General features: G+C 71.9%; 17 protein-coding genes and 1 riboswitch. Of the genes, 9 read left to right on the forward strand and 8 right to left on the reverse strand.

Features of this window, described 5'->3' with window-relative positions; all coding sequences use genetic code 11:
* Positions 1-192 precede the first annotated feature (192 nt).
* Entirely contained in the window at positions 193-1086 is an 894-nt protein-coding gene (locus AB0I32_RS25355; RefSeq protein ID WP_357511145.1) for an SMP-30/gluconolactonase/LRE family protein, read from the reverse strand.
* Positions 1087-1220: 134 nt separating this feature from the next.
* On the opposite strand from AB0I32_RS25355, the gene AB0I32_RS25360 reads away from it, so the two are divergent.
* The 3 genes from AB0I32_RS25360 (at position 1221) to AB0I32_RS25370 (ending at position 5718) form a co-directional block, all read left to right on the forward strand.
* Complete coding sequence (locus AB0I32_RS25360; protein ID WP_357511147.1) at positions 1221-2345, forward strand: acyltransferase family protein; 1125 nt, start codon at positions 1221-1223, stop codon at positions 2343-2345.
* The gene (locus AB0I32_RS25365) at positions 2342-4027 is read left to right on the forward strand and encodes a gamma-glutamyltransferase (RefSeq protein WP_357511149.1); all 1686 of its coding nucleotides are present in this window, start codon (positions 2342-2344) and stop codon (positions 4025-4027) included. The genes AB0I32_RS25360 and AB0I32_RS25365 overlap by 4 nt, the downstream gene beginning before the upstream one ends.
* Positions 4028-4293: 266 nt before the next feature.
* Positions 4294-5718: an ATP-binding protein gene (locus tag AB0I32_RS25370; protein ID WP_357511151.1), complete on the forward strand. Its 1425-nt coding sequence runs from the start codon at positions 4294-4296 to the stop codon at positions 5716-5718.
* Between the two features lie 70 nt (positions 5719-5788).
* Here AB0I32_RS25370 and AB0I32_RS25375 read toward each other — a convergent pair whose 3' ends face one another.
* From AB0I32_RS25375 to AB0I32_RS25390, 4 genes are all read right to left on the reverse strand, one after another.
* Positions 5789-6376 (reverse strand): cysteine hydrolase, encoded by a 588-nt coding sequence (locus AB0I32_RS25375; protein WP_357511153.1) that lies wholly within the window; start codon positions 6374-6376, stop codon positions 5789-5791.
* On the reverse strand, positions 6373-7797 hold the full coding sequence (locus tag AB0I32_RS25380) for a cytosine permease (RefSeq protein WP_357511155.1): 1425 nt from the start codon (positions 7795-7797) through the stop codon (positions 6373-6375). Before AB0I32_RS25380 ends, AB0I32_RS25375 begins: the two co-directional genes overlap by 4 nt.
* A gap of 164 nt (positions 7798-7961) precedes the next feature.
* Entirely contained in the window at positions 7962-8729 is a 768-nt protein-coding gene (locus AB0I32_RS25385) for an NlpC/P60 family protein (RefSeq protein ID WP_357511157.1), read from the reverse strand.
* A riboswitch (cyclic di-AMP (ydaO/yuaA leader) is annotated at positions 8729-8912 on the reverse strand. It overlaps the preceding gene by 1 nt.
* 124 nt (positions 8913-9036) lie before the next feature.
* A complete protein-coding gene (locus tag AB0I32_RS25390) occupies positions 9037-10383 on the reverse strand; it encodes an FAD-binding oxidoreductase (RefSeq protein WP_357511159.1) in 1347 nt (448 codons plus the stop codon).
* A 250-nt stretch (positions 10384-10633) separates the two neighbouring features.
* On the opposite strand from AB0I32_RS25390, the gene AB0I32_RS25395 reads away from it, so the two are divergent.
* The 3 genes from AB0I32_RS25395 to AB0I32_RS25405 are packed head-to-tail and all read left to right on the forward strand — an operon-like array spanning position 10634 to position 14666.
* Complete coding sequence (locus AB0I32_RS25395) at positions 10634-12694, forward strand: serine hydrolase domain-containing protein (protein WP_357511161.1); 2061 nt, start codon at positions 10634-10636, stop codon at positions 12692-12694.
* Between the two features lie 2 nt (positions 12695-12696).
* A complete protein-coding gene (locus AB0I32_RS25400) occupies positions 12697-14007 on the forward strand; it encodes a histidine kinase (RefSeq protein WP_357511163.1) in 1311 nt (436 codons plus the stop codon).
* Positions 14004-14666 carry a response regulator transcription factor gene (locus AB0I32_RS25405; protein WP_357511165.1) on the forward strand — a complete coding sequence of 221 codons (663 nt, stop codon included), beginning with the start codon at positions 14004-14006 and terminating at the stop codon, positions 14664-14666. Before AB0I32_RS25400 ends, AB0I32_RS25405 begins: the two co-directional genes overlap by 4 nt.
* Here AB0I32_RS25405 and AB0I32_RS25410 read toward each other — a convergent pair.
* The 3 genes from AB0I32_RS25410 to AB0I32_RS25420 form a co-directional block, all read right to left on the reverse strand.
* Positions 14639-16114 carry an NAD(P)/FAD-dependent oxidoreductase gene (locus AB0I32_RS25410; protein ID WP_357511167.1) on the reverse strand — a complete coding sequence of 492 codons (1476 nt, stop codon included), beginning with the start codon at positions 16112-16114 and terminating at the stop codon, positions 14639-14641. The two genes, AB0I32_RS25405 and AB0I32_RS25410, sit on opposite strands and share 28 nt — an antisense overlap.
* Positions 16111-18513 carry a 7,8-didemethyl-8-hydroxy-5-deazariboflavin synthase CofG gene (cofG, locus tag AB0I32_RS25415; RefSeq protein WP_357511169.1) on the reverse strand — a complete coding sequence of 801 codons (2403 nt, stop codon included), beginning with the start codon at positions 18511-18513 and terminating at the stop codon, positions 16111-16113. The genes AB0I32_RS25410 and cofG overlap by 4 nt, the downstream gene beginning before the upstream one ends.
* A gap of 111 nt (positions 18514-18624) precedes the next feature.
* Positions 18625-18921, reverse strand: a complete 297-nt coding sequence (locus AB0I32_RS25420; protein ID WP_357511171.1) for an antibiotic biosynthesis monooxygenase — start codon at positions 18919-18921, stop codon at positions 18625-18627.
* A gap of 135 nt (positions 18922-19056) precedes the next feature.
* On the opposite strand from AB0I32_RS25420, the gene AB0I32_RS25425 reads away from it, so the two are divergent.
* From AB0I32_RS25425 to AB0I32_RS25435, 3 genes are all read left to right on the forward strand, one after another.
* Complete coding sequence (locus AB0I32_RS25425; RefSeq protein WP_357511173.1) at positions 19057-19518, forward strand: MarR family transcriptional regulator; 462 nt, start codon at positions 19057-19059, stop codon at positions 19516-19518.
* A 168-nt stretch (positions 19519-19686) separates the two neighbouring features.
* Entirely contained in the window at positions 19687-20943 is a 1257-nt protein-coding gene (locus tag AB0I32_RS25430) for a cellulase family glycosylhydrolase (protein ID WP_357511175.1), read from the forward strand.
* Positions 20944-21017: 74 nt separating this feature from the next.
* A complete protein-coding gene (locus tag AB0I32_RS25435) occupies positions 21018-22148 on the forward strand; it encodes an NAD(P)/FAD-dependent oxidoreductase (RefSeq protein WP_357511177.1) in 1131 nt (376 codons plus the stop codon).
* Positions 22149-22163: the final 15 nt, after the last annotated feature.

Consider the following 22163-nt stretch of genomic DNA (forward strand, 5'->3'; position numbering starts at 1 on the left):
GATGCTCTGCACCGCCGCCTGGTAGGCGCGGACCAGCTCGACGTCGCCCTTCAGGAACCGGAAGCCCAGGGGCGTCGGGTTGAGGATCTCGGTGCGAGTAGATGTTGTCTACTCGCAGCAACACACCCCGCGGAGTACCCGTTTCCCTGGCGGGTGTCGCGCGACCGGCGACGCGTCCACGTGAGGTGGGATCTAGCGAATCCCCGCCACGGTCAAGCGGATCGAGAGCAGCAGGTTGGTCGCCGTCACGAACACGGTGTTGCGCTTCGGTCCGCCGAAGGTCAGGTTCGAGCAGACCTCGGGGAGCAGCAGCTTGCCGAGCAGGGTGCCGTCCGGGTCGAAGCAGTGCAGGCCGTCGGCAGCCGCGCCCCAGAGGCGGCCGGCGTCGTCGACCCGGACGCCGTCGAAGCCACCGGCGTCGCAGACGGCGAACACGTCGCCGCCGGTCAGGGTGCGGTCCGGCCCTACGTCGAAGCGACGCAGGTGCCTGCGCTCGGTGTCGGTGACATAGAGGCTCCGCTCGTCCGCGGAGAACGCCAGCCCGTTGGGGCGCGCGAAGTCGTCGGTGACCCGCGTGACCGAACCGTCCGGGTCCCGGCGGTAGACGTGACAGCCGTCGATCTCCGGCGTGGCCCGGAAGCCCTCGTAGTCGCTGTCGATGCCGTACGCCGGGTCGGTGAACCAGACGCTGCCGTCGCTGTGCTCGACCAGGTCGTTGGGGCTGTTGAACCGCTTGCCCGCCCAACGGTCCGCGAGCACGGTCACGGTGCCGTCCGGCTCGGTGCGGGTCACCGACCGGGATCCGTGCTCGCACTGGAGCATCCGGCCCGCCCGGTCGATCGTGCGGCCGTTCGCGTACCCGCCAGGGCTGCGCCAGACGCCGACGGCGCCGGTCGCCTCGTCCCAGGACAAGACCCGGTCGCTCGGGATGTCGCTGAAGAGCACCGTGCGCCAGGCCGCCGAGTAGGCGGGACCTTCGAGCCAGCTGCCGCCGTCGTACAGCACCTCGACGAACCGGTCCCCGCGGACGGGTGAGAACCGCTCGTCGTGGCGCTCCCACTGGGCACGGATCCTGGTCACGGTCACGGCAGACTCCCTTGTCGGTCGGTCGGTCACCCGCGGCCGCGAGCGGGAACATCATCGCGCGTGAATCGGTGAACGGAGTGTGAGGGGTTCCGTCCCCGCACAACCGATGGTGGGTCGAGAAGCGTCAACAGGACGTGAAGCAAAACGTCGGTGCCGCTGGAGCCAGGCATCCCCGGCTCGCCGGGATCGATGCCGCGCGCGGGCTCGCCCTTGTCGGGATGATCGTCGTCAACGTCGGGCCGGTGGGCTCGCAGTCCCTCCTCCAGCGCCTCTACCTGCTGCCCTACGGGCGGGCCTCCGTGCTCTTCGTCGTCGTGGCCGGCATCGGCATGGGCTACCTGCTGAACCGGCGGCCGGAGCGGGAACGGTGGTCGACGGTCACCTGGCGTGCGGCGCTCCTCTTCGGGGGCGGGGTCGCGCTCCAGGAGCTGACGGACCAGGTCAACGTCATCCTGCCGACCTATGCGGTCCTCTTCCTCTTGTCGCCGCTGCTGTGGCGGCTGCCCGATCGCGCCCTCCTGGGCGTCGGCGTCGTGCTCGCGCTCGCCGGGCCGGCCGTCATCGTCGCGCACGAGACGATCTGGCCGGGCCCGCATCCGGTCGACCCGGTCACCCTCGGCACCCCGCCGTGGGAAGCGGTGTACTCGCTCCTGCTGACCGGCCGGTACCCGTTGCTGAGCTGGACGGTGCCGTTCGTCGCGGGTCTGTGTGTCGCGCGGCTCGACCTCACCGACACGGCCGTGCTCCGACGGCTGGCCGCCGGTGGCGCCGCCGTCGCGGCGGGCACCGTCGCGCTCGCCCAGCTCGCGTACCTGCTCATCGGGCCGGAGGCGGACCGTGGCCCCTGGCGCCTGCTGACCGGCGCCGCGCACGGTCAGATGCCGCTGTGGCTGGCCAGCAGCATCGGCGGAGCGTTGGCGATCGTCGCGGCATGCTCGCTGGTCCTGTGCCGGTTCGAGCGGTCGCGGGTCCTCGGCTGGCTGGTCGCGTGCGGCCGGCTCTCGCTGACCCTCTACGTCCTGCACTTCGTCGTGCTCGCACTGATCAAGCCCGCAGAGGGGTTCTTGCTCTGGCAGGGCGTCCTGATCAGCTCGGCGCTCGTCGTCGCCGTGATCCTGGCGGCAGTCCTCTGGGCCCGCACGGGCCGGGCCGGGCCGATCGAACAGCTCCTCCGCCGGTCGTGGCTCCTGCCGCCGACGACGCGGGTACACACCCCCACGCATACCGCACCGACCCCCGAAAGGGCGAGACAACAGTGAGTGACCAGAAGAAGCGGCCGGGCATCGCGGCGGCGTTCGTGACAGCCGCGGTCGTGGTGGGGCTCGGCGCCTGTACGGCGGCGCCGTCCGCCCCCGGGCCGAGCCGGTCCCCGACCGCGTCGGCCTCGCCGCCCGGTCCCGCCCCCTCGCCCACGCCCACGCCTGCACCGGGGCCGGAGCTGGGCGCCCACGGAGTCAGCGCCGGACACCCGCTGGCCGCCGAGGCCGGCGCACGGATGCTGGAGCGTGGCGGCACCGCCGTGGACGCCGCGGTCGCCGCGGCCTTCGCGGACGCCGTCCTGCAGCCGGCCAGCTCGGGTATCGGGGGCGGAGGCGCCGCGATCGTCCTGGCCGACGGGGACGCGGCGAACTACGAGTACCGGGAGGTGGTCAACCAGGCCGGTGAGATCCCGGACAGCGGCGCGGGCATCCCCGGCTTCGTCGCGGGGATGGAGCGGCTGCACCGCGACCACGGGAGCCTGCCCTGGGCCGACCTGCTCGAACCCGCCATCGAGATAGCCCGGTCCGGCGAGCCGGTCTCGCGGTACCTCGCGTCCCAGATCGCCGGCGCCCCTGGCCCGGAGGTCACCGCGTCGCTGCCGCACTTCCGGCGCGACGACGGCACGCCCCTTCGGCAGGGTGACGTGCTGGTCCAGGAGGAGCTCGCCGCCACCATGCGGACCCTCGCCGAGGACGGTGCTGACTCCTTCTACACCGGCAGCCTCTCCCGGACACTGGCCGAGACCCCGGGAATCGACAGGGGGTCGCTCGCCGCCTACGAGGTCGACGTCACCGAGCCCGCGGCCGGCCCGGTGGGCGAGTTCACGATGCTCTCCGGAGCGCCGGCGCTGCCCGGCGCCGCCATCATCCAGATGCTGCAGATCGCCCAGGCAGCCGGCATCGCCGACGTCGACCCCGACTCGCCCGAGTACGTCGACATCCTGTCGCGTGCCTGGCAGATCGCCGACACCTCCGTGCAGGAGCACTTCGGGGACCCGCGCTTCGTGGACGTCCCCGTGGAGCGGCTCACCGATCCCGAACAGAACGCCCAGCTCGCGGCGACGCTGCCGGGCGCCGCCGAGACGAGCCGCAGCTCCGCCGCGCTCGCCGCCTACGAGGGCGCACCCAACACGACCCACATCTCGGTGGTCGACGCCGACGGCAGGGCGGTGTCGATGACCAACACCATCACCAACTACTGGGGCAGCGGGCAGTACGTCGCGGGGTTCTTCGTCAACAACCAGCTCGGGCGGTTCGGCGACGTCGGGGTCGACGGAGCGAACAGGCCGGAACCCGGGCGCCGGTCCGTGACCTGGAGCTCGCCGTCCATGCTGCTCGACGACGAGGGGCGGCCCGTGCTCGTGGTCGGCACCCCCGGCGGCCAGCAGATCCCCAGCACGATCGCCAACGTCGTCGCCCGCTGGGCCCTGCACGGCCAGCCGCTGGAGACCGCCGTCCGCTCCGGCCGGTTCTACCTGACCGGCGGCGAGCTGCGCCTGGAGACCCCGCCGCTCGCCGACGCCATGGGCCGGCTGGGCTACGACGTCGTCGTGACCGACGAGGCGGCCCGGCCCAGCTACGGCTCGGTGCAGGCGCTCTCGATCGACTGGCGCGGGGGCCGGGTGGGCGGCTTCGCCGACGAGCGCCGTTCGGCGGGCTTCGTGGTGGGCCGAACCGGCTAGCCCGGCTGGATGCCGACGGGGATCAGGTTGCGGGTGAACCCGAGTCACGACGAGCTGGTCGACCGTCGTCACGTCGATCAGGGCGAGTAGAGCCCAGTGATCGGAACAAGGGCGGGATGGGAAGTGCTACTGGAACATCTACTGGAAAGCCAGCCGGTGTCAGGCGGGGGCCTGCCACCAGGGCAGATGGGACTACTGCCCATCTACTTAAAAGGTTGGCAGTCCTTCCTGTGGAAAACTCACTGAGTCGGCCCTACTGTTTCACGATGACTACCAACCAGGTCGAACTCGCCCTGGCCGCGCCCATCGGCGACCGCGCAAGACTGCTGTTGCACGCACGGGAAGACCAGTGGTTCGACCGCAAGAGCTCGAAGACGACGCCCACGAAGCTTGCGCCTCACCTCGTAGCGTTCGCAAATGCAGACGGTGGCGACATCGCCATCGGCCTATATGACGGGACCGTCGAAGGCCTCGGGCAGACTCCTTTGAACGACTACCAGCAAGCGCCTTACGACTTCACAGTCCCACCCGTGCGTGCGCGGTTTCAGGTCGTCGACTGCCAGGGCCCCGACGGACAACCTGTGCAGATCCTCCTCGTGCGGGTCGGCCCCAGCGAACGCGTTCATGAACTGACAAACGGGGACTGCTATCTGCGCGTCGGGGACGAGTCGCGCAAGCTCAGATTCCACGACCGGCGCGAGCTCGAGTTCGACAAGGGCCAAGCACAGTTCGACGGGACCCGGACCGACGCCACCGTCGTCGATCTGGACCACGAGTTGGTCGAGCATTTCAAGCGGGCTGCGGGCGCGGCAGCTCCTACCGACCGGCTTTTCGAGTCGCTACACCTCAAGGGCCGCGACGGTGCCTACAACCACGCAGCCGTCCTCCTCTTCGCCAAGCATCCGCAGCGGTGGCTCCCGGAAGCCTATGTCCGGATTATTCGGTTTGCAGGTACGGAGCGTGGCACTGGTGCTCGGCTCGCCCTTGTCGAGGGCGAGGACCACCGCGTTGAAGGGCCGATCCCCAACGTGATCCGGCAGGCGCGCGACATCATCCGAAGGCTGTTGCCCCAACGGCGCGCGCTCAGCGGATCTGGGCTGTTCGAACCGATGCCCATCGTCCCTGAAGACGCGTGGCTCGAAGGACTCGTCAACGCGGTGGTTCACCGCTCCTACAGCCTCTCCGGTGACCACATCAGGATCGAGATCTACGACAACCGTATAGAGATCGAGAGTCCCGGAAGATTCCCGGGGCTTGCCGATCCGCGGAAGCCCGAGGAAATCTCTCGCTTTGCACGCAACCCGCGCATCGCCCGCGTCTGTGCGGAGCTCCGCATCGGACAGGAACTCGGTGAGGGGATCAGGCGGATCTTCCAGGAGATGCGCTCGCGCGGGCTGAAGGATCCCATGTACGACGAGCGGGGTGGGTCAGTTCGCCTTGTCCTGGCGAACATCCCTCGTCTCGACTCAGCGCTCGCAGCGCGACTGCCCGAGGGTGCCGAACGAGTACTGGACATCATCCGAGCTGCGGACGCACCGCAGGGCACCGGTGACATCGCGGAAGCTGCCGGAGTGACACGTCCTACCGCCAAACGACGTCTCGATGCGCTTCAGCGTGAGGGTCTCGTGCGATGGGTGGGCCGATCACCTAGGGATCCCAGGGCGCACTGGGTGTTGTCCGGAAGCGCATAGTTACGCCGAAACGATCGACGTCAGCTCGCGTGGCCTGACTACCAGGGCCGGAACACAACAATGGCTGGTGTCAGCCGGTCGCCAGGACGTCGGCAGCCGTCGTGACCTCGATCAGCGGGGCGTAGAGCCGCATGATGTCCAGCGCGCGCTCGTGGTTCTCCGGCGTCGAGCCGGCGCAGGCGTCGGCGACCACGAGCACGCGGCGGCCCGCGTCGGCGGCGGCGAGCGCCGTCGAGATCACGCAGCAGTCGGTCGCGACGCCGGCGAGCACGAGCGTGCCGGCGTCGTGCGTGGCCGCGGCCAGCTCCGGCCCCCACTTGCCGAACGTGGGGAGCGTGACGACGGGCGCCCCGGCGTCCACGACGTCGGCCAGGTCGGTGATCTCGTAGAGCGGGTCGTCCTTGGGTACGAGCGCGAACGGCCACTGCTCGAAGTAGGCGCGCCAGGCGCCGTCGGGCACGGTGGGGGCGATGTACCGGGTGAGGACGGTGCGACGCGCGAAGGCGGGGAGCAGGCGGCGGGTGCCGGCGAGCGCGGCCGGGTAGTCGGGAGAGGCCCACGGGCTGGCCGGGCGGGCGAAGACGTCCTGCATGTCGACCACGACCAGTGCCGCATCGGGCCCGGGCGGCGTGACGGCGGCCGCTCCGCCGTCGTTCACCGCTCCTCCTGGCGGCGGACGGTGCGCGCGGTGAGCAGGAGCGTGCCGAAGAAGCCGAGGGCCAGGGCGACGAGCACGCCCAGGTTGGCGAACGCCCAGTTCCCGTCGACACCGCCCAGCGGGCCCAGCAGGTAGCCCTGCCAGGCGAGCCACGGTGCGTAGGTGTTGGTCACGAGGCCCCAGCCGATGGCGGTGCCGCCCAGCACCAGCGCCACGGCGGACCAGTTCACGGATCCGTACCGGCCGGCGGCGTCGTACAGGTCGGCGTCGGTGTAGTCGCGACGGCGCAGCAGGATGTCGGCGAGCAGGACGCCGCACCAGGCGGCGACGGGTACGCCCAGCGTGATGAGGAAGCCCTGGAAGGGGCCGATGAACGAGTCCGCGACGAACACGACGTAGATCGCGCCGATCACCATGAGCCCGCCGTCGATGGCGGCGGCGACCCAGCGCGGGGCGGGCAGGCCGAGGGAGAGCAGTGCGAGGCCCGAGGAGTAGATGTCGAGCGCCGCGCCGCCGATCAGCCCGGCCAGGGCCACCACGGCGAACGGGATGAGGAACCACGTCGGCAGGAGCGTGGACAGGGCACCGATCGGGTCGGCGCCGATCGCCGCGTTCAGCTCGGGGTCGGAGCCCGCGAGCAGCAGGCCGAAGACGAGCAGCACCACGGGGGCCAGGGAGGCGCCCAGCGTGGTCCAGCCCACGATCCGCGGGCCGGAGGCGGAGCGGGGCAGGTAGCGCGAGTAGTCGGCGGCCATGTTGACCCAGCCCAGGCCGAACCCGGTCATCATGAACACGAGACCGCCGATCACCTGCGGGGCGCCGCCAGCGGGGATCGCGGCGACCGTGGCCCAGTCGACGTGGTCGGCCACCAGGATGATGTAGACGACGGTGAGCACGGCGGTCAGGACGGTGATGATCACCTGGAGCCGCATCACGAGGTCGAACCCGAAGACGCCCGCGGCCACCACGATGCCCGCCACGACCACGAGGGCCACGATCTTGGTGACGGTTCCGCCGCCCCAGCCCAGCGCCCCGAGCACGGTCGAGGTCGCGAGCGTGGCCAGGGCCACGAGCACCGTCTCCCAGCCGACGGTGAGGATCCAGGACAGCAGGGAGGGCAGCTTGTTGCCGCGCACCCCGAACGCCGCGCGGGACAGCACCATGGTGGGCGCCGATCCGCGCTTGCCGGCCAAGGAGATGAACCCGCAGAAGAGGAACGACGCCACGATGCCGATCGCGCCGATCACCGTCGCCTGCCAGAACGAGACACCGAAGCCGAGCAGGTAGGAGCCGTAACCGAGCCCGAGCACTGACACGTTGGCCCCGAACCAGGGCCAGAACAGGCTGCGGGGCGAGCCGCGCCGCTCGGACTCGTCGATGGTGTTCAGGGCATTGGTCTCGACCGCCGTGGGGACGCTCATGGTGGCGATCCTGCCACCTGCCGGTGACACGCACGAGGACCCGCACCGTGTCGGTGCGGGTCCTCGTGATCCGGCTCAGTCTCTATCTATGTCGGCTGAGCCTGCGGCTCCGCTGCGGGCGCGTGCCTCGTTCCTCGGCCCGCACCCTCCGCTGCGCCTCCGGCTCAGCCGACGCGGATGAAGGTCGGGCTGTTCTGCCAGATCTCCGTGTAGCGCACGGTCTGGCCGGGGACCGGCGCCTCGACCTGCATGCCGTCGCCCGCGTAGATGGCGACGTGGCCGGGGCTCCAGATGAGGTCGCCCGGCTGGGCCTCGGCCTGCGAGACCGGCGTGCCGGCGTAGCGCTGCTCCGCGGAGGAGTGCGGCAGGTTGATGCCGATCTGCGCGTAGACGTACGACGTGAACCCGGAGCAGTCGAACCCGGCGGGCGTCGAGCCGGCCCAGACGTACGGCACACCGAGGTACTGCATGGCGATCGCGACGATCTCGGACCCGCCGGCGGAGGCCGGGACGGCCTCCTCGACGGGGGCGGCGGTCTCGACGACCTCCTCGACGACCTCCTCGACGACCGGCTCCGGCTCGGGGGCGGGGGTCACCTCGATGGTGCCCGTCTCCAGCGTGAACTTGCTGTCGGCCGCTACCTGCACGGCGGGTGCGGTGTTCACGGCCTCGACCACCGCGGCCCCGGTGACCGAGCCCTGCGACGTCTTGTTCAGGATGTCGAGCTCGGCGGTGGACGGGCTGTTGTCGGCCACCGGCGCGGCGTCCGCGGGAACGCTGAGCAGGGAGACAGCCAGGCCGGAACCGGCGACGACGAGCGCCCCGCGGCGGGCGGCACCTGAGATGCCCCGGGCCGCGGCACGGGAGAGGGGAGTCAGCGGCGTGATCGGTCTGCGGGCAGCACGGTGGCGCCCAGGCGTGCGAGTGGTCAAGAGCTTCTCCTGACGCCTACGAGGTGAGCTGTCGGATTCGGATCGGAGAATGACCCGGCCGCGTACTACCTGTGCGGCTTCACCCCAAGGACACCGTCTCGGTGCCCGCTTACGTGGTTCCCCCGTCCCTGTCTTTGTTCTGTGCAGTCTCGGGGCGGTGACAGGGCTCGGCGCCCACCTCGAGTGCCCGCGGACTTCCCGCGAACCGGAGCGACGCTAACCCCGTCCGGCCGAGAAGTCACAATCGCATCACGGCTCACGGGGTAGTTCGCGTCCTACTTGACCCGAATTGTCCCTATGAGGTAGGTCACTCCGCGGCGGGCGGAACGTTGTGATTCCGGGCGAACAGGTTGCTCGGGTCGTATTTCCGCTTCACCGCTGCAAGTCGCTCATAGGTTTTTGCCGGATAGACCGCCGCGACGTCGTCCGCGGTGGTCGTCCCGAGGAAGTTCGAGTACGCGCCGTCGACGTGCGGGGCGAGCCTCGCCCAGATCGCCGCGAGGCCAGGGCGAGCGGCCTCGATCACGGGCTTCGGGCCGCCGGCCACCGTCGCGACCAGCAGTTCCGCACCGCGGTGCGCGTACGCCGTCGCGTCGTCGGGGACCCGCGACACCGCGCCGCCGACGCTGCGGATCGCAATCGACGGCGAACCCGCCGACGTGCCGACCTCGGCGAGGATCCGCAGCGCGTCGGGCACCGACTCCCGCTCGACGAAGCCGCTGTGGCCCAGCAGCTCGAGACCCGGCGGCAGTGCGGCGCCCTCCACGAGGATGTCGGCGTAGGCGTGCGGCGCGACGTCGTCCTCCAGCACCGTCCCGAGCCGGCGGATCGGGTCGAGTGCCCTGGCCGCGAGCTCCGGGTCGTCGCCGTCGAACGCCACGTGGATCTCGAGGGGTGCCTCCGGGCCGCCCGCGAACGGGTTGGCCAGGTTCGCGATCGAGGTGAGCTCTTCCGGCGCCGTGCGGAGGTGGTCCGCCCACCCCTGGAGCACGACGGCGGTCTCCGCGACGGGGAACGTGATCTTCCCGAAGAAGACGTCCGTCGTCGGGTGCGCCACGAACTCGAAGGAGGTCACGACACCGAGGTTGCCGCCGCCCCCGCGGATCGCCCAGAACAGCTCGGGGTTCTCGTCGGCGCTCGCGGGCACGACCGCGCCGTCGGCGGTCACCAGCCGCGCGGCCACCAGGTGGTCGAGGGTCAGTCCGTGCTTGCGGACCTTCCAGCCGATGCCGCCGCTCAGGGTCAGCCCGCCGACCCCGACGCTCTTGGTGTCACCGGAGGAGATCGCGAGGCCGTGCGGCGCCAGGGCGTCGGCCACCTGGCCCCAGGTCGCGCCGCCGCCGATCCGGACGAGGTGGCGGTCCTCGTCGATCACCTCGACGTCGGCGAGCCCGCTCAGGTCGATCACGATGCCGCCGTCGTTGGTGCCGAAGCCGGGAAAGCTGTGGCCGCCGCCGCGCACGGAGAGGGCCAGGCCCGACCCGGCGGCGAACTGGACCGCCGCCTGCACGTCGCCGACCGTCTTGGGGCGCAGGACGAAGGCCGGGCTGCCCGCGACCAGCTTCGCGCGGCTCACCGCCTCGTACTCGGCCGCTCCCGGCTCGATGACGTCGCCGCCGAAGTCACGGCGGAGGTTCTCGATCGCTGAGGTCATGGGATTCCTTCCACAGGGGGTGCGTGGTGCACCCGATGTGGAAGAGACTCCCCAGCTCCGAGAGATGTGACCGCGAGGGGTGTGGCGCCCGCCACACCGACGTCGGGCGGAGCCCGACTCCGCCAAAGGTCGTAGGCCAAGTGCGTGCTCGCGGGCGATGTGCCGCCACCGCCCGCCCGACAGGCTGGTGTCGTCCGGAAGAAAGCCTCCGGACCAGCCCGAACACCCGCCGAGCGCGAGGAGCGCGACGATGTTCCCGTCCTATGAGCTACCCACCGAGCGGCCCGGCCGCGTGCGCACCCTGGCGGCGCTCGCCGCCCTGGGGACGCTCGCTATGACCCTGGTCGCCGGGGTCCCGGCGTCCGCCGCGACCGCCTCCGACCCGACACCGCCCCCGCCCGTCTCCGCCCCCGCGGGCGAGCATCCTCTCGAGCAGTCGGACGTCGACGCCTGGCTCGACGGTCTGCTGCCCGCCGCGCTGGAGAACGCCGGCATCGCCGGCGGCGTCGTCACGGTGGTCGACGACGGCAAGGTCCTCACCACCCGCGGCTACGGCTACGCCGACACGGGCACGACGGGCGGCGAGGCGGTCCCGGTCGACCCGGAGAGCACGCTGTTCCGCCCGGGTTCGGTCTCCAAGCTGTTCACCGCCACCGCCGCCATGCAGCTGGTCGAGAGCGGCGACGTCGACCTCGACACCGACATCGCGGAGTACCTCGACTTCGACGTCCCGCGGTCCTTCGACGGGCCGATCACCATGCGCCACCTGCTCACGCACACCGCGGGCTTCGAGGAGCGGCTCAGCGGCCTCATCGGCTCGGGCGACGTGTCGCCCGTCCTCCGGGACGAGCTGGCGGAGGACCCGCCGGAGCAGGTCTACGAGCCCGGCACCGTCCCCGCCTACTCGAACTACGGCAACTCGCTGGCCGGCTACATCGTCGAGCACGTGAGCGGCGTGCCGTTCGAGGAGTACGTCGAGCAGAACATCCTCACGCCCGCCGGCATGACGTCGTCGACCTTCGAGCAGCCGCTGCCCGACGCGCTGCGCGACCGGATGTCCGAGGGCTACGCCACGTCGGCGGACGCCCCCGGCCCCTTCGAGATCGTGGGGACACCGCCCGCGGGCGCGCTGACCGCCTCCGCACCTGACATGGCGCGCTTCATGCTGGCCCAGCTCGGCGAGCCCGGCACGGGTTCGATCCTGGAGCCCGCGACGCTCGACCTGATGCACGCCCCGGCGCTCGACGAGAGCTCGCTGGGCAGCCTCGCGGCGTCCCCGCGGATGACGCTCGGGTTCTTCGACGAGAGCCGCAACGGGCGCTGGATCATCGGCCACGGCGGCGACACCAACTACTTCCACTCCCACCTGCAGCTCTACCCGGAGGAGCGCACCGGGATCTTCGTCTCGTTCAACAGCACGGGAAACAGCGGCCTCGCGACCCTCGAGCTGCGCGACGCGGTCCTGCACGGCTTCACCGACCGTTACTTCCCGGCCGAGTCCGCCCCGGTCGCCGGCACCGTCGACGCCGCGACCGCCAAGGAGCACGCCGCGATCGCCGAGGGCAGCTACGTCGCCTCGCGCGGCATGCAGAGCACGTTCCTGGCCTCGCTGGAGGCGTTCAGCACCACGCAGCTCACCGCTCAGGCCGACGGCCGTCTCCTGATCACGCCGGGTCCCCTCAGCGACTCGCCCGCCCTGTACGAGGAGATCGAGCCGTGGGTCTGGCGTGAGGTCGACGGCCAGCGCGTCATCGCCATGCGCGTCGCCGACGACAAGGTCGAGGCGATAGGGATCGAGGGTGCCTTCACCCTGCTGCCCGCCCAGCCGGAACGCGCCCAGGCAGTGGTGCTCCCGGTGCTCGGGGTGTCAGCGCTGATCCTGCTCGTGGCGGCCGTCGCGTGGCCGGTCGGTGCGATCACGCGGCGGGTTCGGCGCCGGTCGGTTCCCGGTTCCGTGTCCGGGTCCGAGCGAGCCGTGCGGCTCCACCCGGAGCGCACCGGCCGCGTCGTCAGGCTGCTCACCAACATCGCGACGGTCTGCGCGGTGCTCGCCCTCGGCGGCTGGACCGCCACGGTGCTCACCGTGATGGGCCTGGAGGACGTCTCCGCGTTCTCCCTGCGCCAGCTGCAGGTGGTCCAGGGCCTCGGCGTGCTGGGCATCGTCCCCGCCGCGCTCCAGGTGGTCGGCGCGATCCGGAACCGCCACGGCTGGCGCAGGATCCTCGGCACCGTGCTCGTGCTGCTCGCCCTGGTGGGAATCGCCTGGTTCGCCGTCGAGTTCCGCCTGCTGGCGCCGTCTGTATCGTACTGATGATGCTCACGACGGACGGCCCAGCGGTGTTCGACGGCGTTCGGGTCCCGCCGCGCGTCGGCAGGCTCGAGACCCTGCTGACCCGGCTCGGCGTGACCAGCAGGCTCGCGCAGGACGGTCTGCTGGCCGCGGCCGTCGCCCTGATGACCGCGGGCCTGCTGGTGGTGCTGTTCCAGTACGTGCTGGAGGCGGAGGACCTGACGCTCGGTCCGGCGCAGGGCGCGCTGCTCGCGGTCGCCACATGCGCCCAGGCGCTGCCGCTGATCCTGCGCCGGACCCGTCCGGTCCTCTGCCTGGGCCTCGTCGTGGCCGTTCAGGTGCTCGTGGTCGCCGCGTCGCCCCCCGACCTGTCGGTCGGCGGCATACCGCAGGTCATCGCCGGGTACACCGTCGGCACGCTGCTGCCCGCCCGCCGGGCCCTGGTGGTCACGGGCGCGGCGGTGCCGGTCGGGGTCGTGACGGCGGCGGCTACGGCGCTCGTGTCGGGCAACGGCCTGCTGATGCCGGCCGCGAACCATCTCGCGGCGGGGATCGGCACCTACGTGCTCAGCGCGCTCGTCGGCGGCGCCGTGGCGACCCGCCGCCGCTACGTCGAGCTGCTCCGTCTCCGGGCCGAAGAGCTGATGCGGACTCAGCGGGCGACCACCCAGGCGGCGATCTTCGCCGAACGGTCCCGCATGGCCCGCGAGCTGCACGACGTCGCGGCGCACCACCTCTCCGGCCTCGTGGTCCAGGCCGCCGCCGTGGCGCGGCAGATCGACAGCGACCCCGAGGCCGCCAAGGCAGGCACCGCCTGGATCCGCGGACAGGGCAAGGAGACCCTGGACAGCCTCCGCCTGATCGTCGGGGTCCTCCGGGAACGCCCGAGCATCGACGACGACGGGCACGACGCGCCTCCACCCGGGCTCGACGCGCTCGACGGGCTGGTGCGCACCGCGCGCACGCTCGGCGACACCGTCGAGCTGGTCCGCGAGGGCAGGGCGCGTGCCCTCGCGCCGATCGCGGACGCGGCGTTCTACCGGGTGGCGCAGGAGTCGCTGTCGAACGCCCGCCAGCACGCACCCGGTGCGCCCGTGCGGATGGCCGTGCGGTTCGCGGAGCGGGAGGTCTCGCTCGAGGTCGTCAACGCACGCGCAGCAGGGGGAACCCCGACGGACTCGACACGGCAGGGTATGGGCCTCATCGGCATGGGGGAGCGCGCGCACCTCGTCGGGGCCACACTGACGACCGGTGCCACGCCGTCCGGCGGGTGGCGCGTGCTGCTGACGCTGCCGCTGCACCACGAGCCCACGAACACCGGAGGACAGGAATGATCAGGGTCTTGCTCGTCGACGACCAGGCGGTGGTCCGGGCGGGGTTCCGGTTCCTCCTGGAGCAGGCGGACGACATCGAGGTGGTCGCAGAGGCCTCGAACGGGCCCACGGCGGTCGAGCTCGCCCGCCGGCACAGCCCCGACGTCGTCTGCATGGACGTACGCATGCCGGGCGGTGACGGCCTCGCGGCGACCCGCGAGATAGTGGCCGACGCCGCCTCGGGCGGGACCGCGCCCGCGGTACTCGTCGTGACCACCTTCGACCTCGACGAGTACGTGTTCGGCGCCCTGGAGGCCGGGGCCGGCGGGTTCATCCTCAAGGACTGCGAGCCCGAGGAACTGATCGACGCCGTCCGCCGGCTCGCCGACGGCCACGGCCTCATCGACCAGGCGGTGACCCGCCGCGTGATCGCGGAGTTCGCCCGCCGCAAGGCTCCGCCCGAGTCGGCGTCGGAGGTCACGGCGCAGCTCACGGCACGTGAGGCCGAGATCGTGCGGCACCTCGCCCGCGGGCTGTCGAACGCGGAGATCGCGCGCGAGCTGGTCGTCGAGACGAGCACCGTGAAGTCGCACCTGGGCCGCGCCATGGCCAAGGTCGGCACGCGCGACCGCCTGCAGACCGTGGTCTGGGCCTACCAGAACGGGCTCGCTCCGCATTGACGCGCTGGGGCAGCGGTGAACGGGGCCGGGTCGAAGACGCCGAACCGTTCGCGGTACTCCGCCGCCCGGCCGGGCCAGAGAAGCGTGAGGCGCCCCGAGCGTTCGTCCACGTACCAGCTGCGGCAGCCGCCGCGCAGCCACACCGTCCCGGCGGCGCGCTCGTCGATCTCGCGGGTGTAGGCGGCCTCGGCCGCCGCCGACACCTCGAGCGGCCCGCCCGCCTGGTCCTGGTGGTCGAGCGCGCCGAGCACGTAGTCGATCTGCGCCTCGATCACCTCGAGGGCGGAGTGGTGGCCGAGCCCCGCGTTGGGGCCGTCGAGCACGAAGAGGTTGGGGAAGCCGTGCACGGCCGTCGAGGCGTGGCTCGTCATGCCGCCGGACCAGTGCTCGGCGAGCGTCCGTCCGCCGCGGCCGGTCACCAGCCGGGCGAACGGCGGCCGGGTCGTCTCGAACCCCGTGGCCAGCACGAGCACGTCGACCTCGTACCGCGCGCCCGACGCCGCGACCAGCGTCGATCCCTCGACCGCTACCGGCGGCCCCGGTTCCAGCGTGACGTGCGGCTGCTGCAGCGCCGGGTACCAGTCGTCGCTGAACAGCGCGCGCTTGCAGCCCACCGCGTAGTCGGGCGTGAGGAGCGTGCGCAGCGCGGGGTCCGGAACCTGGGCGCGCAGGTGGGCCTCCGCGCGCTCCCGCAGCTCGGCCTCCGCGGTAGAGCCGGCCATCCGCGCGTCGAACAGCCGGTCGGCCTCCTCCGCGAGCGCCGCGCGCTCCGGCCGGACCTCGCCGGGCGCGTAGGCGCGGTCGCCGCGCGGGAGCACCCAGGGCGGGGTGCGCTGCAGCACGACGACGGACTTCGCCCGGCGGGCCAGCTCCGGCACGAGCTGGACGGCGCTCGCGCCGGTGCCGACGACGCCGACCCGGAGCCCGGCGGGCAGGTCGCGGTCCCAGCGGGCGGAGTGGAACACGCGGCCGGGGAACGTGCCGAGCCCTGGAAGGTCGGGCACGCGGGGTTCGCTGAGCCTGCCGACCGCCGTCACCAGGACCCGGGCGGTCAGGGGGCCCCGTGACGTCGTCAGGTGCCATGCGGCCTCGTCCTCGTGCCAGCGTGCGTCCGTGAGCTCGGTGCCGAGGCGCAGGTGCGGGGTCAGCCCTTCGGACCGTGCGACGTCTCTGACGTACTCGTGGATCTCGGCGCCCGGCGCGAACACCCGTGACCAGGCGGGCTGGGGCAGGAACGAGTACGAGTACAGCGCGCTCGGGATGTCGCACGCGACGCCCGGGTAGACGTTGTCGCGCCAGGTCCCGCCGACGTCGTCGGCCCGCTCCAGGATCGCGAAGCCCGTGCGCCCGGCGCGGCGCAGCCGGGCGCCGAGGCCCACGCCGGCGAGCCCCGCGCCCACTACCGCGACGTCCACCTCGGTGGCCGCTCCGGGGTTCGTGCCCGTCACCCCACCTGCTCGTACGTGGTCGTGCGCTGGCGTACGGGACGGCCCAGCTCGGCGGCGAGCCGCGTCACGTCCGCCACGGTCAGCTCGCGGCCCTGTTCGGGGCCGGCGCCGGGGTCCAGCACGCCGTCGAGCAGCACGCCGCCGAGGTCGTCCGCACCGCCCGCGAGCATGCGCTGCGCACCGCGCATGCCGAGCTTGGTCCATGCGGCCTGCACGTGGTCGATGCGCCCGTCGAGCATCAGTCGCGCCACGGCGTGCAGGGCGCGGCTCTCGCGCAGGGTCGCCGCCCGTGCGCCGGCCACCGGCACCGGCGACTCCGACGCCAGCCAGGGCATCGGGATCAGCTCGGTGAATCCGCCGGTCGTGTCCTGCACGCGGGCCAGCGCCCGCAGGTGCCGCACCTGGTCGCGCGCCGACTCGACGTGCCCGTACACGATCGTCGCCGTCGACCGCAGGCCCGCGGTGTGCGCGGCGGTGACGAGCTCGACCCAGCGCTCGGCGGGGATGTCGGTGCCGCCGGTGAGCAGGGCCCGGATCCGGTCGTCGAGGATGCGGGCGCCCGTGCCCGGCACGGTGTCGACACCGGCTTCGCGGAGCGTCGTGAGCCAGTCGGGCAGGGAGAGCCCTGCGCGGGCGGCGCCGTCGGCGAGCTCGGCCGGGCGGAAGGCATGCAGGTGCAGCCCTGGCCCGCCCCGCTTCACGGCGCGGGCCAGGTCGAGGTAGCCGTCCACGCCCGCCGACGTCGGCGGCAGGCCCTGCGCGCACACCTCCGTGGCGCCGAGCGCTACGGCCTCCTTCGCGAGCTCCTCGACCTGCTCGGGGGAGAGGCCCAGCGACGCGTCGATGTTCCGGTTCACCGCGTAGGTGACGGCGTCGCCGACGCGCGCGCGTCGTACCTGGTCGGCGAGCGCGGCAAGCTCCTCCAGGTCGGAGCCGCGCGCCCCCAGCAGCTCCACCCAGCCCGCGTCGTCGACCCCGTCAGGATCGGCCGCGACGTCGCCGATCAGCCGCCCCAGCCTCCCCGCTCCGTTAGGTGCGGGCTCTTTGTGCTCCGAAGGGTCGGAAGCGCGCAGAGATCCAGCACTCGACGGGCTGGAGGCAGGGAAGGCGCCCAGGAGGGCGTCCTGGCGTGCCAGGCCGTAGTCGTCGGCCAGGGCCAGGACGCGCGGGCGGAGGCGGTCGTCCAGCCAGTCCGCGCCGTCCCGGGCCTCGCGCAGGTAGTGCGGGTGCGCGGTGAGGCGCTCGCGCAGCGTGTACCCGCCCTCGCCGGTGAGCCGCGCCAGGTCCTCGATCTGGGGCCAGGGCCGCTCGGGGTTCACGTGGTCGGGGGTCAGCGGGCTGACGCCGCCCCAGTCGTCGATGCCCGCACGCACCAGGAGCTGGAGCTCGGCGGCGTCGGTGAGGTTCGGCGGTGCCTGCACGCGCATGCCCGGCCCGAGCAGCACCCTGGTCACGGCGACGGCGGCCGCGTACTCCTGGGTCTCCAGGTCCTCCGCGCCCATCATGGCGGTGGCCGACTTGGCGCGGAAGTTCTGCACGATCACCTCCTGCAGGTGACCGTGCCGGGCGTGCGCGTCGCGCAGAGCGAGGATCGAGTCCACACGTTCGGCGTAGTTCTCGCCGATGCCGAGCAGCACGCCGGTCGTGAACGGGATGCGGGACCGGCCGGCGTCGTCGATCACGCGCAGCCGCAGGGCCGGGTCCTTGTCGGGGGAGCCGAAGTGCGCCTCGCCCTTCTCGGTCCACAGCCGCGAGGAGGTGGTCTCCAGCATCATGCCCATCGACGGGCCCACCGGCTTGAGCCGCTGCATCTCCGCCCACGACATGACGCCGGGGTTGAGGTGGGGGAGCAGGCCGGTCTCGTCGAGGATCAGCTGGGCCATGTGGCCCACGTACTCGAGCGTCGAGGCGTACCCGTGGTCGTCCAGCCAGTGCCGGGCGACCGGCCAGCGGTTCTCGGGCCGGTCGCCGAGCGTCAGCAGGGCCTCCTTGCAGCCCAGCTCCGCACCCTGCCGGGCGACCTCCAGGACGGCGTCGGCCTCCATGTACGGCGAGATGCCGGCCTTGGCGAGCTTGCCGGGCGACTGGACGAAGATGCAGTAGTGGCACCGGTCCTGGCACAGGTGCGTCAGCGGGACGAACACCTTGCGCGAGTACGTGATGACGCTGGGCCGGCCGGCCTCCGCCAGGCCGGTGTCGCGCATCGTGCCCGCGACCGCGAGAAGCCGGTCCAGGTCAGCGCCGCGGGCGTGCAGGAGCACCTCGGCGTCCGCGCGGTCGGGGGTGCTGCCGCCGCCGTCCTCCAGCCGGTCGAGCGCTGCGTCCAGGACCGGACGGTCCGGGGCCTGCGGCTGGTCAGCGGCGCGCGAGGGCATGCGCAGTGTCAGGGGAACAGTCATGGGCCCACCTCGGGTGCGGGAACCGGATCGGGATGGTCCGGAGGGGACGGGCCGACACTATGTCATCGGGCGATGTCGTCTCACCGCGATCCCGCAGCGCGCCCTGTCGTGTCACTCGCCGTCGGCGAGAGCTCCCTCCTCGGCGCTGACGAGTGTGTCGATCGTCGCGAAGAACGCCTCGATCCCCGGCAGGTTCGCGCCCTTGACGCGTGATGCGGCGAAGTCCTCAGACGAACGCCACTCCACGATGTCGAGCCACTCGTCGTCGGGCAGGCGCACGAGACGCGCCCCGAGGAACCCGGAGCGGTCGGCGCGGAAGTCGGCGAGCATCGCGGGTCGCGCAGCCAGCATCGTGGCTGTGTTCTCTGGTGCCACCCGGAACCGGGTCAGCTCGACGGACGTGCTCATGGTTTCTCCTGGGGCGTACGGGGGTCGTGCGGTCGAGCTCACCGTAAGATCACCAACGCTGAAAGTCAACATCGGTGACTATGTGATCCGGTGACTAGAATGTGCGGGGACTGCATGTTCGAGAGTGAGGAAACCGTGCGACGTAGCGAGCGCAAGAGCACCGACCCTGATCTCGGCGTGAGCGCGGGCCGCCTGCTCTTCGCGGTGCAGGGCGAGCTGTTCGCACGGCTCGCGGAGCAGGGGCACCCGGACCTGCGGCCCCAGCACGGGGCGGTGCTCGCGTACCTGGACCCCGAGGGCAGCCGCGCTACCGATCTGGCTCAGCGGTCGGGTCAGCACAAGCAGGTGGTCGGCAAGGTGGTCGACGAGCTCGAGGCGCTCGGGTACGTCGAGCGCCGGCCGGACCCGGCCGACCGTCGGGCCAAGCTCGTGGTGCCGACGGAGCGCGGCCTGGACCAGATGGCCCGGTCCGACGCCGTCGTCGAGGCGCTGGAGCGGCGCCATGCCGAGGCGGTGGGCGAGGAGACGTACGCCGAGTTCCGACGGGTGCTGCGCGAGGTGACCGAGCTGCAGCGCGCCTGGCGCGAGCGGGTCTGACCAGCGGACGCCCGGGGCGCCGCGGCGCTGGCGCCGGCTGTCGTGAAACCGTGTGGAAATCCCCGATATCACCCGGCGACCCACCTTGCTAGCGTCTGGGCGACCAGCAGGCCGGCAGCGTAGCCGTGACCTGCTCCGGATCAACAGACGAACTGAGGTGGTCCCATCATGGTCTCCCGCCGCGCCCCGATTGTCGTCGCAGTTGCCACTGCCGCGATGCTGGCGCTAGGAACGGCCCTCGTCCCCCTTCTGCCCGCCACAGCCGTCACCGCCGTCACGAGCGAGTGCTCCGCGCCGACCTGGGCGGAGGGCACGAGCTACCGCGCAGGGCAGCAGGTCACCTACGAGGGCCGCTCCTACACCGCGACGATGGCGCACACCGCCCACCCGGGTGCGGGCTGGGACCCGGCGTCGACCCCGACGCTCTGGACCCTCAGCGGTACGTGCGACGGCGGTCCGGCTCCTGAGCCGACGCCGACCGACCCGGCTCCGGAGGCCGGCACGCCGGTCGCGGCCAACGGCCAGCTCCGCGTGTGCGGCGTGGGCCTGTGCAACCAGCAGGGCAAGCGGATCCAGCTGCGCGGGATGAGCACGCACGGCACCCAGTGGTACTCCCAGTGCGTCACGGACGGCTCGCTCGACACCCTCGCGTACGACTGGAACGCCGACGTGGTGCGGATCTCCACCTACGTGCAGGAGGGCGGCTACGAGACCGACCCCGCACGCTTCACCGCACTGGTGAACCGCTACATCGACATGCTCACGGCGCGCGGCATGTACGCGATCGTCGACTGGCACATGCTCGACCCGGGCGACCCGAACTTCAACCTGCAGCGGGCCAAGACGTTCTTCACGGCGATCGCCGAGCGGAACAACGGCAAGAACAACATCATCTACGAGGTCGCGAACGAGCCCAACGGCGTGTCCTGGCAGACCATCAAGGGCTACCACGAGCAGATCATCCCGGTGGTCCGCGCGAAGGACCCGGACGCCGTCATCCTGCTGGGCACACGCGCGTGGTCGTCGCTGGGCGTCTCCGACGGCTCCAACGAGTCCGAGGTGGTGAACAACCCGGTCAACGCATCGAACGTGATGTACACGTTCCACTTCTACGCCGCGTCGCACGGGCAGGACTACCTGAACGCGCTCTCCCGGGCCGCGGACCGGATCCCCATGTTCATCACCGAGTTCGGCACCCAGGACTACGCCGGTGAGGGCGCCAACAACTTCGCCATGTCGCAGCGGTACCTCGACCTGGCGGCGTCGAAGAAGATCAGCTGGGTGAACTGGAACTTCTCCGACGACCACCGGTCCGGAGCGGTCCTCACCCAGGGAAGCTGCGCGAGCGGTTCCTTCGGCACCGGGAACCTCAAGGAGTCCGGCCGCTGGATCCGTGACCGGATCCGGACGGCGGACGACTTCTAGACCGGCTGGGTGCCGGGTGAGGCGGACAAGGTTCAGCCCACCCGGCACCTACCGTGCACCACTACGCTCCACCCATGTCTCATACCGTGTACGTGATCGGCGCCGGGCCTGCCGGACTGGCAGCCGCCGCGGCCCTGCGGGCGAAGGGTGCTGACGTCACGGTCCTGGAGAAGTCGGAGCACGTCGGAAACGCCTGGCGGCACCACTACGACCGCCTGCACCTGCACACGACACGCGGGCTCTCGCAGCTGCCCGGTCTCCCGATCCCGCGTGAGTTCGGCCGCTGGGTGGCGCGGGACGACGTCGTCCGCTACCTCGAGGCGTATGCCGCCCACCACGACCTGCGGATCGAGCACTGCGTCGAGGTCACGCGCCTCGACCGCGCGGACGGCGCATGGACGATCACGACCACCGGCGAGGGCGCCGCCGAAGACCGGCGCACGGCGGACGCCGTCGTCGTCGCGACGGGGTACAACCACACGCCGCACCTCCCGGACTGGCCCGGCCAGGACACGTTCCCGGGGCAGGTCGTGCACGCGAGCCGGTACCGCAACCCTGCCCCCTACGCGGGCAAGGACGTGCTGGTCGTCGGTGTGGGCAACACGGGAGCCGAGATCGCGCAGGACCTCGCGGAGAACGGCGCCGCGAGCGTCCACCTCGCGGTCCGCACACCGCCGCACATCGTGCCGCGCAACCAGGGGCCGTGGGCCGCGCAGTACACGGGCCTGCTGGTGCGCCACCTGCCGACCGCCCTCGTCGACGCCCTCAGCGTCCCCGTCCGCAAGGCCAGCTTCCCGGACCTCGCGCACCTCGGTCTGCCGATCCCGGAGGTCGGCCTGGCCACGCGCGTGGCCCAGGGCGCCATCCCCGTGCAGGACATCGGCCTCGTCGCCGCCGTCCAGGCCGGCACGATCCGGGTGGTCAGGGCGATCGAGCGGTTCGACGGCGGCGACGTCGTCCTGACCGGCGGCGCCCGCCTCGCCCCCGACGTCGTCCTCGCCGCCACCGGCTACCGCCGCGCGCTGGAGCCCGTCATGGGCCACCTCGGTGTGCTCGACGAGCACGGAAAGCCGATCTCCACGAACGGCCGCCCCGCCGCGCGGGGCCTCTACTTCACGGGCTTCACCAACCCGATCTCCGGCATGTTCCGCGAGATGGCCGCCGATGCCCACCGGATCGCACGAAACGTCACCGCGGGCCGCTGAGGCCTGCGACACGTT

This window comes from Promicromonospora sp. NPDC050249, from assembly GCF_040656015.1.
Taxonomy (GTDB): domain Bacteria; phylum Actinomycetota; class Actinomycetes; order Actinomycetales; family Cellulomonadaceae; genus Promicromonospora.

Bases quoted from the DNA above. Each gene is read 5' to 3' on its own strand.
- AB0I32_RS25395 (WP_357511161.1), top strand. From the start codon at position 10,634: ATGTTCCCGTCCTATGAGCTACCCACCGAGCGGCCCGGCCGCGTGCGC.
- AB0I32_RS25380 (WP_357511155.1), bottom strand. From the start codon at position 7,797: ATGAGCGTCCCCACGGCGGTCGAGACCAATGCCCTGAACACCATCGAC.
- AB0I32_RS25435 (WP_357511177.1), top strand. From the start codon at position 21,018: ATGTCTCATACCGTGTACGTGATCGGCGCCGGGCCTGCCGGACTGGCA.
- AB0I32_RS25400 (WP_357511163.1), top strand. From the start codon at position 12,697: ATGCTCACGACGGACGGCCCAGCGGTGTTCGACGGCGTTCGGGTCCCG.
- cofG (WP_357511169.1), bottom strand. From the start codon at position 18,513: ATGACTGTTCCCCTGACACTGCGCATGCCCTCGCGCGCCGCTGACCAG.
- AB0I32_RS25405 (WP_357511165.1), top strand. From the start codon at position 14,004: ATGATCAGGGTCTTGCTCGTCGACGACCAGGCGGTGGTCCGGGCGGGG.
- AB0I32_RS25390 (WP_357511159.1), bottom strand. From the start codon at position 10,383: ATGACCTCAGCGATCGAGAACCTCCGCCGTGACTTCGGCGGCGACGTC.
- AB0I32_RS25420 (WP_357511171.1), bottom strand. From the start codon at position 18,921: ATGAGCACGTCCGTCGAGCTGACCCGGTTCCGGGTGGCACCAGAGAAC.
- AB0I32_RS25370 (WP_357511151.1), top strand. From the start codon at position 4,294: ATGACTACCAACCAGGTCGAACTCGCCCTGGCCGCGCCCATCGGCGAC.
- AB0I32_RS25430 (WP_357511175.1), top strand. From the start codon at position 19,687: ATGGTCTCCCGCCGCGCCCCGATTGTCGTCGCAGTTGCCACTGCCGCG.